A 13,147-nucleotide genomic window follows, 5' to 3' on the forward strand; every position below is an offset into this window, starting at 1 on the left:
AATTGACTTTAACCGCACCGGCCTTTTACTCTGAGCCCATCAACTTGTAAATTGGTCTGACCAATTTAAGCACTAACTAATAATAATTTCAAAATACGCCACGAGGTTATCGATGTCGCCAATGCCAACCTTCCCTGCCAACACTCGGAATATATCCAGTCTGTTTGCCTGCGCAGGGAGCCAGACCAATGAATAACGGCTTACTCGCACTTCTCGCCTTCTCGCCGATTCTGCTGGCCGCGATTCTGCTGATCGGCCTGCGCTGGCCGGCAAAACGCGCCATGCCGCTGGTTTACCTGCTGACTGCCGCCGTTGGTTTGTTTGCATGGGACATGACGTTCAATCGCGTATTGGCCTCAACCATTCAAGGCCTGCTGATTACCCTCGGATTGCTGTGGATCATCTTCGGCGCAATCCTGCTGCTCAACACCCTCAAACACTCCGGCGGCATCACTGCTATTCGTGCAGGCTTCGCCACCATCAGCCCGGACCGCCGCATTCAGGCGATTATCATTGCCTGGCTGTTTGGTTGCTTCATTGAAGGCGCCTCTGGCTTCGGCACACCGGCTGCAATCGCTGCGCCGCTGCTCGTCGCTATCGGCTTCCCTGCCATGGCCGCCGTACTCATGGGCATGCTGGTCCAGAGCACACCGGTGTCGTTCGGCGCGGTTGGCACACCAATCATCGTCGGTGTCAGCACCGGCCTCGACAGCAACGCCATTGGCGCGCAATTGGCTGAACACGGCTCGTCGTGGGCGCAGTTCCTGCAACTGATTACCAGTGAAGTCGCCATCATCCACGCCATTGTCGGCACTGTTATGCCGCTGTTCATGGCCATGATGCTGACGCGCTTTTTCGGTCAGGAGAAAAGCTGGAAAGCGGGTCTCGCAGTCATGCCGTTCGCTATTTTCGCCGGCCTGGCATTTACCATTCCTTACGCCCTCACCGGCGTGTTCCTCGGCCCTGAGTTCCCGTCACTGATTGGCGGCCTTACAGGTCTGGCGATTGTCACCACTGCTGCCCGCTTCGGCTTCCTGGTACCGAAAACCTCGTGGGATTTTGCACCGGCTAAAGACTGGCCAGCAGAGTGGATCGGCACCGTTGAAATGAAGCTCGAAGAACTCACGCAAAAGCCTATGAGTTCTCTGCGCGCTTGGCTGCCTTACGTACTGGTGGGCGCCCTGTTGGTCATCAGCCGCGTATTCCCGGAAGTCTCCGGCGCACTCAAAGCAGTGGTCATCAACTTCCCGGACTTGATGGGCGAAGCAGGCGTCAGCGCCAACTTCCAGCCGCTATATCTGCCAGGCGGTATTCTGGTTGCAGTGGTTATCGCCACCTTCTTCCTGCACGGCATGCGTGTTCGTGAACTGACTGCAGCCGTTAAAGAGTCGAGCAGCGTTCTGCTCAGCGCGGGTTTCGTGCTGCTGTTCACCGTGCCGATGGTGCGCATTCTGATCAACTCAGGCGTTAACAGCGCCGACATCGCCAGCATGCCAATTGTCATGGCTCGCTGGGTCGCGGACAGCGTTGGCGGTATCTATCCGCTGCTGGCGCCAAGCATCGGTGCACTCGGCGCTTTCATCGCCGGCTCCAACACCGTCAGCAACATGATGTTCAGCCAGTTCCAGTTTGGCGTGGCGCATACACTCGGCATGTCCGGCGCGCTGATTGTCGCGGTACAAGCCATCGGCGCAGCGGCGGGCAACATGGTCGCGATTCACAACGTGGTCGCCGCCTCTGCCACAGTCGGACTGCTCGGTCGCGAAGGCACTACATTGCGCAAGACAATCTGGCCTACGCTGTACTACGTTCTGTTTACCGGCCTGATTGCCCTGTTTGCCGTCTATGGCCTGGGCATTACCGACCCGTTAATGCTCGCCCAGTAAACTGATAAACCAGCCCCGCCTTTCGAGGCGGGGCTTAGTCAATTACGGCGCACAATAATGCGCCCGGCCTTGGCAAGCGGCACATTCAACTGCCCCCCTTTGCACGGCCATTCGTTGATTAAATTACAGGTTGTTCATCTATGATCATTTCTGCCTCGACCGATTACCGCGCCGCCGCAAAAAGCAAGCTGCCACCGTTCCTGTTTCACTACGCCGACGGCGGCGCTTACGCCGAACACACCCTGCGCCATAACGTCTCCGACCTCTCGAAAATTGCTCTGCGCCAGCGCGTGTTGCGCAACATGAGCGAGTTGAACCTCGAAACCCAACTGTTCAACGAAACCCTGTCGATGCCGGTAGCGTTGGCACCGGTTGGCCTCACGGGTATGTTCGCCCGTCGCGGTGAAGTACAGGCCGCTCGCGCAGCTGCCGCCAAAGGTATCCCGTTCACCCTGTCGACCGTTTCGGTGTGCCCGATTGAAGAAGTTGCCCCGGCAATCAATCGCCCGATGTGGTTCCAGTTGTACGTTCTCAAAGATCGCGGCTTCATGAAGAACGCACTTGAGCGCGCCAAGGCCGCTGGCGTCACCACACTGGTTTTCACCGTGGACATGCCAACGCCAGGCGCTCGCTACCGTGACGCGCACTCCGGCATGAGCGGCCCGAATGCTGCCATGCGCCGCATGCTGCAAGCCATGACGCATCCGCAGTGGGCCTTCGATGTTGGTTTGATGGGCCGCCCGCATGACCTGGGCAACATCTCGACCTATCGCGGCAACCCGACCGGTCTGGCGGATTACATTGGCTGGCTGGCCAATAACTTCGACCCGTCGATCTCCTGGAAAGACCTGGAGTGGATCCGTGATTTCTGGGACGGCCCGATGATCATCAAAGGCATTCTCGATCCGGAAGATGCTAAAGACGCAGTCAAGTTCGGCGCCGACGGCATTGTCGTATCCAACCACGGCGGGCGTCAGCTCGACGGCGTTCTGTCCAGCGCCCGCGCCATGCCGGCCATTGCCGACGCAGTTAAAGGCGATCTTAAAATTCTCGCCGACTCGGGTATCCGCAGCGGCCTCGATGTGGTCCGCATGATCGCACTGGGCGCCGACACTGTGATGCTCGGCCGCGCCTTCCTTTACGCCCTCGCCGCTGCCGGTGAAGCAGGCGTGAGCAATCTGCTCGACCTGTTCGAGAAAGAAATGCGCGTGGCCATGGTGCTCACCGGCGCCAAGTCGATCAGCGAAATCAGCGCGGAATCGCTGGTTCGCGAACTGGGCCGCTAAACACACGCGGCATTGAGCCACTGGATACGGCCGCTGTTGCGGCCGGCAATAATTGCAACACTGGAGCACACATGGGTCTGCCTGCCGTATTTCTCAGCGAAGTTGAACGCCTGATTCCCCGTGAACGACGTTTTGACGACCCATTGTCGACACTGGCATTCGGCACCGATGCGAGCTTCTACCGGTTGATTCCCAAGCTGGTGATTCGCGTCGAATCCGAAGCAGAAGTCGTCGCGGTATTGAAATTGGCAGCCGCGCAGAGTGTTTCGGTGACGTTCCGTGCAGCCGGCACCAGTTTGTCCGGTCAGGCACTCAGCGATTCAGTGCTGATCGTACTGGGCGACAATTGGAATGGCCGTGAGATCCTCCAGCAAGGCGCGCAGATTCGTCTGCAACCGGGCGTAATCGGCGCCAATGCCAACGCCGTCCTGCTGCCGTTCCAGCGCAAGATTGGCCCAGACCCTGCGTCGATCAACGCCTGCAAAATCGGCGGTATCGTCGCCAACAATGCCAGCGGCATGTGCTGCGGCACCGCGCAAAACAGCTACAACACATTGGCGGGCATCCGTATCGTGCTCGCCGATGGCAGCGTCCTCGACACCGAAGACAGCGCCAGTGTTGCCGCCTTCCAGCAGAGCCACGCCGCACTGCTTGAGCAACTTGCCGAGCTTGCCCGCGCCACTCGTAACAACAGTGAATTGGCGAGCAAGATTCGCCACAAATACCGCCTGAAGAACACCACGGGTTTATCGCTTAACGCGCTGGTCGACTTCGACCAACCGCTGGATATTCTCAGCCACCTGATGGTCGGCTCCGAAGGGACCCTGGGTTTCATCAGCTCGGTGACCTACAACACCGTGCCCGATCACCCACACAAGGCCAGCGCCTTGGTGGTATTCCCCGATGTCGAGAACTGCTGCCGCGCCGTTACCGTACTCAAAGCCCAACCAGTTTCAGCGGTGGAACTGCTGGACCGTCGCAGCCTGCGCTCAGTCGAAAACAAAGCCGGCATGCCGGACTGGGTCAAAAACCTGTCCGATAACGCCTGCGCCTTGCTGATTGAGTCGCGCGCCGCCAGCCAGAGTTTGCTGCATGAGCAACTGACTCAGGTAATGGCCTCGCTCAGCAGTTTTCCGGTCGAGAAACAGGTCGATTTCAGCGAAGACCCGGTGGTGTACAACCAACTGTGGCGCATTCGCAAAGACACCTTCCCGGCCGTTGGTGCCGTGCGCGAAACCGGCACCACAGTCATTATCGAAGATGTCACCTTCCCCGTTGAACAACTGGCTGAAGGGGTTAATCGCCTGCTGCAACTGTTCGACAAGCATCAATACGACGAAGCCATCATTTTCGGCCACGCCTTGGAAGGCAACCTGCATTTTGTGTTCACTCAGGGCTTTGACTCGCCCGAGCAAGTCGCCCGCTACGAAGCCTTCATGCAGGATGTCGCGCAACTGGTCGCAGTCGAGTTTGGCGGCTCACTCAAGGCTGAACACGGCACCGGCCGCAACATGGCGCCGTTCGTTGAGCTTGAGTGGGGCAAAGATGCCCATCAACTCATGTGGCAGATCAAGCGCCTGCTCGACCCGCAAGGCATTCTGAATCCGGATGTGGTGTTGTCCAACGATCCGCACATTCACCTGAAAAACCTTAAGCCGCTGCCCGCCGCCGACGAGATCGTCGACAAGTGCATCGAGTGCGGCTTTTGCGAGCCGGTATGCCCGTCGCGCGAACTGACACTGAGCCCGCGCCAGCGCATCGTTATCTGGCGCGACATTCAGGCCAAAAAGCGCGCTGGCGTCGACACCACAGCGCTTGAGCGAGACTATCAATACCAAGGCATCGACACCTGCGCGGCGACCGGCCTTTGCGCCCAGCGTTGCCCGGTAGGCATCAACACCGGCGACTTGGTGCGTAAATTACGCGCCCGCGATGCCAACAGCACAGGCGCTGCCAACTGGCTGGCCAAGCATTTCGACGGCGCGATCAAAGGCACACGTTTCACACTGATGGCCGCCAACATGGCGCGTCAGCTACTCGGCCCGAAGAACCTTGCAAGCCTGAGCCACAACCTCACGAAAATCAGCGCCAACCGACTGCCGCAATGGACACCGGCCATGCCGCAAGCAGCTCGTCCGATTCGCCTGAACACCCAGCAAGTGGCTGATCCACGACCTCGCGTGGTCTACCTTACCGCCTGTGTTTCACGCGCGATGGGCCCGGCATTCAGCGACCGCGAGCAAGTCCCGCTAATTGATAAAACCCGCGCTTTGCTGGAGAAATCAGGCTTTCAGGTGGTCTTCCCGGCGGAACAAGGCAGCCTCTGCTGCGGCCAGCCATTCGCCTCGAAAGGCTATGTAGAGCAAGCCGATCGCAAGCGCAGCGAACTTATCGATGCCCTGCTCGAAGCCAGCCGTGGCGGACTTGATCCGATTTATTGCGACACCAGCCCCTGCACCCTGCGTTTGCTGCAAGACGGCCTCGATGAGCGCCTTAAACTGCACGACCCGGTGAAATTCATTCGTGAGCACATGCTCGACCGACTGGAGTTCACCCCGCAAGCAGAGCCGGTGGCGATTCACGTAACGTGCAGCACCCAGCACTTGGGCGAAGCTCAAGGACTGATTGACATTGCCAAGCGCTGCAGCGAGCAGGTGGTCATCCCGGAAGGCATTCATTGCTGCGGCTTTGCCGGTGACAAAGGCTTCACTACACCGGAACTGAATGCTCACGCACTGCGCAGCCTGAAAAGTGCGGTGCAGATTTGCGATGAAGGCATCTCCACCAGCCGCACCTGTGAAATCGGCCTGAGTCACCACGCCGGTATCGATTACCACAGCCTGGTGTATCTGGTTGACCGTGTAACCCGCGCAAGAGCCTGAGCGAATGGCGGTGGGCTAATACCACTCACCGCCATCACAACCTGTGCTGACCAACGGACATGAGCGTTTTTAACAGCGCTCTATACTCAGCGATGTCCGTCCACAGGAGAGCTATCATGCGTAGATTTGCACTATTGCTTACTGCCGCCCTGCTAAGCACTTCAGCCTGGGCCAACCACTGCCCTGCTGATATGGCCAAGATCGATGCCGAGCTTGCCAGCAGCCCACCGAGCGACCCAACTGTTTTAGCCGAAGTGAAAAAACTGCGTGCCGAAGGTGAGGAGCTACACAAGGCGGGGGATCACGCCAAGTCGATGGAAACGCTCGCCAAAGCCCAAGCGCTGCTTGACGCCAACGAGTAAAAGGACACGTCGGGCGCAGCTCAATAGTGCGCCCGACGCCTTCACCGCCTCACTCAGGCAAAGCGCTCTGCAGATCCACCCAGAAACAACTGCCCTGCCCCTCTTCACTGCGAAAGCCAATCTCGCCGCCCATCAACTGCGCCAACTCTCTGCTCAAGACCAGGCCAATCCCAGTGCCGGGAATCGTTGAGCTTTCGCGTCCCAAGCGCTGAAACGGCTGAAACAACTGCTGTTGTTGCTCCTCACTGAGCCCCACGCCGTCGTCCTCGACCCAGAGCCGGACGCAGTCTGAACGCATCTCATAACCCAGCGTGATCAAACCGCTTTCACTGCTGTACTTCATTGCGTTGGATAGCAAATTCAGCAACACCTGACGCAAACGCCGGGCATCCGCTTGCACACACAACGCTGAGTCTGCAGGCACTTGCACATCAATGCGCAGACCACGCTGCTGTAGCTCTGGCAAAATCAGTTCGGCGCAACCGTGCAGCACTCCGGCAATTTTTACCGGCTGCATCTGCAATTGCTGAGGGCGATTTTCAATGCTCGATAGATCCAGTACATCATCCACCAAAGCGGCAAGATGACGGCTCGCATTGATGATTTCCCGCGCATAATCAGCCTCTTGCTGCGCGTTTTCACGTTCTTGTGCATCGACCTCGATCAGTTGCGCAAAACCCTGAATCGCATTCAACGGCGTGCGCAGTTCGTGGCTCATACTCGACAGAAATCGGCTCTTCGACTGGCTGGCATCCTGCGCCTGCAAACTGGAGAGGCGCAGCGCTTCTTGGGTTTCCTTGAGCCCGCTGATATCAACGTGCGTGCCCGCCACGCGCAATGGCTTGCCTGCCTCATCACGCTCAAGCACCCGGCCCCGGCTGAGCAACCAGACGTAATGCATGTTGGCATCGGCAAAGCGATACTCAGCCTCGTAGTGATCCTCGCCGCTGGCGGCAAACTGTTCGCGTAAATGGCGCACCCGCTCCAAATCATTCGGGTGAACGCGCTCATTGAATGCAGCCATCGTCATGCGTTTTTCTGCCAGACTGAAGCGCTTGCAGAAACGCTCACTCACCGAAATCATCAGCAAGTCGGCCTCAATCAGCCACATACTTTCAGTGGTACTTTCAACCACCACTCGCAGCAGCTTTTCCGCATCGAGGCGCTGTATCTCGCTCGCCTGTAATTGCTCACCTGCTTGAGTCACGGCAGCCTCGATCGCGGCCAATTCTTCAATTCTGCTGCTGTCACCCACGGTCTGATACTGGCCCTGACCCAGCTGGCGCATGCGCACCACAATGCCGCCAACACCTTGAATCAACTCCTGCCCCAAATGCCTGGAGCGCAGCCACATCCACAGAATAAACAGCAGATAAAACAGCACCAGCCCACCGATCAACCAATAGCCGATCTTGTCGTACTTCGCCGCCAGCATATTGGTTTCGCTAAGGATTTTTTCTTCATCAACCACCAATAACAGCCGCCAGCCGGTCTGCTCAATCTCACTCCAGACCACTAACTGCTTGCGACCGCCCAACTCCAACTCCATGACTTTTGGCCGATCCGCAGCTATGGCGGCAATCAACGGCTGCATATCCGCACGCGATGCCAGATTAAAATCTTCGGGCTTAAGCACCTCACGACGAATCGCTTCGGCATAGGAATAGTCGGTAAGTTCGCGCAGACCAAAGTCACGTTCACCCGGCGGCGGCAGCGCCATGATGTTGTTATCTTTATTGAGCAGCACCGCGTACCCCTGCCAAGGCACCTGCAAGTTATTGATCTGGTCGAGCACCATATTGATGGTCACATCAAGGCCAACAACGCCCTCCAGAAAATCCCCCTGATAAACCGGAGCAACCGCCGACATAATCCAGCCCAACCCGGCAGGGTCAACATACACATCGGTCCACACCACGCGGCGCGATGGATTGTGCGTGGCGTCGGCACGGTAATAGAAGTTGTACCTGGGGATGAACATGTCTACCGGGTAGCGCTGCAACACATCGAAGTAGGGGTAGATACGGTTGTAGCTGTCCCAACTGTTGAAATACAACGCCGCAACACTCGAGTCGCTCTCATGCATGGAGCGCATCAACGGGTCCAGTTGAGACAGGCGCAGCGCCTTAGCATGGTCTTGTTTGGCAACTGGCGTTGCACTGGAATAGAAGGACGCCGCACGGCCATCGTCACTGCGGCTGTAGAACACGCCATTGTCTGACAACGCATGACGACCCTGCTCAACGGCATCCGGCGTGTACGCCTTGTTGGCAAGCGCTCGCGCCGTTGCATCAGCGAGTATCTTGGCCTGCTGACTAACAGCTTGCAGGTGAATATCAATCACATCGCTTTCACGCGTGGCCGCTGCCGAAAGCGTGGCCAATGCGTTTTCTTGCAGGTGACCAACCTGCGCCTCACGGATCGCCTCGTTACCGACCAGAAAAACCGTAACAAGTACGAACTCGACCAGAATCAGCGGAATCAAAGCGCTCTGAACAAACGCCCGCCAAATCCATCGCCGCAAGGGGTAGCGCTGTGCGCGCGACATACATACCTCGTCCTGAAGTCGAAGCTTCCTGCCTGAAGGGCCCCAATCATAACTGGTGTTTTAGCCCCGTGCAGGCTTGATCATCAGCACGGTCGACGTTAGCCATGGTTTGGCTGTACAATTGTCCTGCAACGACAGTTTTGGGGCCGATTAGGATTCGACGCCGGTAGCGAAACTCGAGGGGCATGCCGAGTGGGTAACAGAACTCGTAAATCCACTGTTGCAAACTTTATAATTGCCAATGATGACAATTACGGTGCCCAACTAGCTGCGTAAGCAGCCTAGTCGCACTTCTGGTAGCTTCGGCTCCAGCAATCATTAGGGGATGTCTGTAAACCCGAAATGATTGTCATATAGAACAGAATCGCCGCGTAGTACGTTGTGGACGAAGTGGCTAAAACTTACACAACTCGCCCAAAGCACCCTGCCCGTCGGGCGGCCAAGGGTTAACTTAATAGACACGGCTAAGCATGTAGAACCGACAGCGGAGAACTGGCGGACGGGGGTTCAAATCCCCCCGGCTCCACCATTTGAAACACCAGCGAAGCCCGCACCATGCGGGTTTCGTTGTATCTGGACTTTGGAATGTTGCTGAAAGTTGTTGTGGATTCATGCCGATTAAGGTCGGTTTCAGCAACTTTTCAGCAACATTGCTTTTTCACCCTCTCGCCCGTTCTGGGCATCAACTCCCCTTCACTGAATCATAAGCACGCTCGCAGGCGCTTCCTGAGTCGCCACGTCTTTGAGCCTCTGCCGCCATTGCTCGGCCTGCTCGTTCCATTTCTTCAAGCAGGTCGGCAAGCACAGCGGTTGTGTCTGGCCCTGCCTGGCTTCCAGCGGCAGACTCGCGAGGTGCGGCGCTGACGATACTAAGAAGGAAAATCGGGTGAATCCCCGCAAAATCCCCACATCACTTTGACTACCCAGTTCGCCTCAAGAAGATCGCTGATGTAACATCCGCCGTCCGCTGGTTGGTCTGCTCAACTATCTCTGCCTGGGTCGGTCTTGGCAGGGACTGCAACTCGGTATGGGCACGGCCATCAGTTTGATTTTTGCACCTACCAACTGACATTGTCATAAATACCCAAACTTAAAAAGATGGTTTTTAAAACACTAGAATAAGGATCATTATGAACAGCAGTGGACGGGTAGAAACACTCGATTATTGGAGAGGGCTACTTGCTATCTCAGTAATGATATATCACTTCCTAGGTTGGGGCGGAGTGCCCCAAGGTAGCGCAACAGCGCTGGGGAAGCTTGGTATCTATGCAGTATCTATGTTCTACATAATTAGCGGGTGCTCTATGGCAATCGCTTACAACAATTCAAAAATTAATACCTCCTGGTCTATCAGTTTCGCCTTAAAAAGAGTTCTTCGAATAGCTCCAATGTACTGGATTGCAACATTATTGATGGCTGCTTTGGTTTTAATAAAAACTAGTGGGACAGCAAGCATAGAAACACCAAAAATAATTGCTAACCTTGGGTTGTACTTCGGATTTTATCAGCCTTGGTATTATATTCCTGTGGGCGGATGGTCAATTGGTAATGAACTTGTATTCTACGCATTATTTCCGATAGCCCTACTTGCCGCAAGAAGTCGTGCCGGATGGTATTTATTTGCTCTGACATCAGCGGCCATCTATACGTACTTCGCTTTTTTTGAGCTTGAACGATCCTCTGGATTAGCAAATCAGTGGCGACAGTATATACACCCTGCAAACCAGTGGCTCCTATTCGTTCTGGGCATGTCAATACCTGCGACTGTAAGGTACGTTAACGCACCAAGAAAGGCTTGGATTATTCTTGCTGCTATATTGGCACTTGTGTTCTTTTCCTTCCCGGTCGCAGGTGATCAGATAGTGATAGTCCAAGGAATCAACCGTATATCACTAACTACGGTATGCTTCCTGCTATGTGTTTCAATATACGGAACAGCTACACTAGAGATGAAATATATTTCAAAGGTCTTGTCCCACCTAGGTAAAACTTCATACTCCATATACATGCTTCATGGGGCAGCAGCATTTTACGCACTTTATTTTATCGATAGTTTTTACCCGGAGCACGCAACAATCAAGACACAAATACTGCTATTCATAGTAGCGCCAGCGGTCGTCATTCTTTCGTCTTTAACGTTCAAGTTTATCGAAGCACCCATCATGAGGATCGGGAAGACCTTGATCACTAAGACCAAGGCTTCAAGACTAGACTCATCTCCGACGTGATTATGGAACCTTTCAACCTCTTTTAAAGGAATGCACGTACACGGTAGTACCCAGATGTGTACCGTGTCGTGCCATCAAACCCACCGAAATAGGCAGTCCCCCATACCGCTGCGCCTGTACCCACACGGACGTTGGTTCCACTTATTGCTACCTGCGCACCGGACCCTTTGTTTGCGCCATCATTGAAGTACGTAGGATGGACCTCGTACCACTCACTAGGGTTTACCCCAGAAGCAGGCGGTGAAAACTGAACCTCAACTCTCCTTGGTGGGCGCTGAAGTCCATGAGCAAAGGTATAGACTTGGGATGGCAAAACAGCGGTCCACAGCGATTCATAATCTGGAATATCTCCTACGTACGCCTCCCACTGAAACGCGCCAGCAACAGCATTTGGGGTAGTTTCACGAAAAAAATTACCTAACACTCTGGCCCCAATAACAACATGCGATTGATAGCCCGAAAGGTTAGGTGCGCTATAAATATTTTGAGGGTCTGACCACCCCGAGTTTCCAGCTATTACGCCCGCTACTGTATGAGTTCTATAACGCAGCTGACCAAGCGTTCGGTTGGTATAAAAGCAAATTACCTTTGGTAAGCCATTAGCATTAATGAGTGCTATCGATGGAGCAACCACGATGTTTGTATCATCTGTATTCTGTGCAGTAATATCGCCTTGGTCAGTCCAGGTCCCCCCGCCATCCAGCGACAGGAATTGCCTTAGTTTACCCCCTGCACCACTGCCAATTCGCGACACAGCAAGAACTGCTCCGCCCCCCAAACTGCAAATTCCCGTTTCGTTATAGTTAACAAGCCCGCTTACGATCGTAGCGCCTTCCGTCCAAGTCTCCCCGCTATCTGTAGTTTCAAGAAGACGAACAGAGTTAACCCCACCACTAGACATATAGTACGGAATAACAAATTTATTCCCTACTTGAACTCCTTTGCCATGGGCGAATTTGTATTCTGCCAACCCGTTAGATATGGTCTGCTTCAGGCTCCACGTACGTCCATAGTCATCAGATACGTGCAACTGCATATCCTCCCAGTCTCCGGTTGAGAGAGTCCGTGGAGTAGTCAATATGGCGATCCTGCCACTAGGCATAACTCCACCGGCAGGGTCTCTGAAGTCCATCCCGGCTTGCACTGCCACAGTAATCGGTGGCGCCCACTGTCCGTCAGACATCATCCATGTCACGACTATTTTCCCCTCGTCTGTTTCGTGCGTCATACCTCGACGAAACATTAGAAATAGTTCTCCGGTAGGCAAAATATCCATCTGCCCAAAATGGTCGTACATTCCAGAGAGCAGCGCCTTACTGTAGTGGTCTAATGAAACCGGACACCCATTTAGGCGAGAATACTCGTCAGAACGAGGTGTCATATGACCAAGCAACGCCGTACCTTTTCCCCTGAATTCAAACACGAGGCTGCTGATCTCGTGCTCAAGCAAAACTACAGCTTCATCGAGGCCAGTCGCTCACTGGGTATTGGTGAGACAGCTCTGCGCCGCTGGGTCGATCAGCTTCAGCAGGAACGCACTGGTATCACTCCGAAGAGCAAAGCACTGACGCCCGAGCAGCAAAAAATCCAGGAACTGGAAGCCCGTATCAACCGGCTAGAGCGGGAAAAATCTATTCTAAAAAAGGCAACCGCGCTCTTGATGGCCGAGGAGCACGAGCGCTCGCGTTAATCGATCAACTGCGCTCTAACGAGTCTGTTGATCTGTTGTGCTCGGTATTTGAAGTCACCCGGTCTTGCTATTACGCACACTGTCGCAAGCGGCGAACTCCGGACGTTAAACGACTTGTTCTGCGCAGCCGTGTAAACGAGTTGTTTACCCAGAGCCGCAGCGCAGCTGGCAGCCGGAGCATCATGTTCATGATGCGAGAGGACGGCATAAATGTTGGGCGATTCAAGGTACGTAAGCTGATGAGCGAGTTGAACTTAATTAGTAA

General features: G+C 55.0%; 7 protein-coding genes, 1 other RNA gene and 1 pseudogene. 7 read left to right on the forward strand and 2 right to left on the reverse strand.

From position 1 onward, the window contains the following. The first annotated feature begins 188 nt into the window (after window positions 1-188). The 4 genes from FEZ62_RS11920 (at window position 189) to FEZ62_RS11935 (ending at window position 6,416) form a co-directional block, all read left to right on the forward strand. Window positions 189-1,886 carry an L-lactate permease gene (locus FEZ62_RS11920; protein ID WP_069897900.1) on the forward strand — a complete coding sequence of 566 codons (1,698 nt, stop codon included), beginning with the start codon at window positions 189-191 and terminating at the stop codon, window positions 1,884-1,886. Between the two features lie 140 nt (window positions 1,887-2,026). After that, window positions 2,027-3,172: an FMN-dependent L-lactate dehydrogenase LldD gene (gene lldD / locus FEZ62_RS11925; RefSeq protein WP_172927775.1), complete on the forward strand. Its 1,146-nt coding sequence runs from the start codon at window positions 2,027-2,029 to the stop codon at window positions 3,170-3,172. A gap of 71 nt (window positions 3,173-3,243) precedes the next feature. After that, window positions 3,244-6,054, forward strand: a complete 2,811-nt coding sequence (locus FEZ62_RS11930) for an FAD-binding and (Fe-S)-binding domain-containing protein (RefSeq protein ID WP_172927776.1) — start codon at window positions 3,244-3,246, stop codon at window positions 6,052-6,054. A 116-nt stretch (window positions 6,055-6,170) separates the two neighbouring features. Beyond that, window positions 6,171-6,416, forward strand: coding sequence for a hypothetical protein (locus FEZ62_RS11935; protein ID WP_172927777.1), 246 nt, complete (start codon window positions 6,171-6,173; stop codon window positions 6,414-6,416). 49 nt (window positions 6,417-6,465) lie between these two features. Here the strand turns inward: FEZ62_RS11935 and FEZ62_RS11940 are convergent, their stop codons facing one another. Continuing rightward, the gene (locus FEZ62_RS11940) at window positions 6,466-8,964 is read right to left on the reverse strand and encodes an ATP-binding protein (RefSeq protein ID WP_172927778.1); all 2,499 of its coding nucleotides are present in this window, start codon (window positions 8,962-8,964) and stop codon (window positions 6,466-6,468) included. Between the two features lie 142 nt (window positions 8,965-9,106). Between FEZ62_RS11940 and ssrA the strand changes: the two genes are divergently transcribed. Together ssrA and FEZ62_RS11955 are read left to right on the forward strand one after the other, a co-directional pair. After that, window positions 9,107-9,493: a transfer-messenger RNA gene (ssrA, locus tag FEZ62_RS11945) on the forward strand. A 601-nt stretch (window positions 9,494-10,094) separates the two neighbouring features. Then, a complete protein-coding gene (locus tag FEZ62_RS11955; protein WP_172927779.1) occupies window positions 10,095-11,192 on the forward strand; it encodes an acyltransferase in 1,098 nt (365 codons plus the stop codon). 22 nt (window positions 11,193-11,214) lie between these two features. Here FEZ62_RS11955 and FEZ62_RS11960 read toward each other — a convergent pair whose 3' ends face one another. Continuing rightward, window positions 11,215-12,573, reverse strand: a complete 1,359-nt coding sequence (locus FEZ62_RS11960) for a sialidase family protein (RefSeq protein ID WP_345940441.1) — start codon at window positions 12,571-12,573, stop codon at window positions 11,215-11,217. On the opposite strand from FEZ62_RS11960, the pseudogene FEZ62_RS11965 reads away from it, so the two are divergent. Beyond that, a pseudogene (locus FEZ62_RS11965) lies at window positions 12,574-13,147 on the forward strand (transposase); the annotation flags it as partial.

The organism is Pseudomonas sp. MS19 (genome assembly GCF_013277615.1).
Classification (GTDB): domain Bacteria; phylum Pseudomonadota; class Gammaproteobacteria; order Pseudomonadales; family Pseudomonadaceae; genus Aquipseudomonas; species Aquipseudomonas marincola.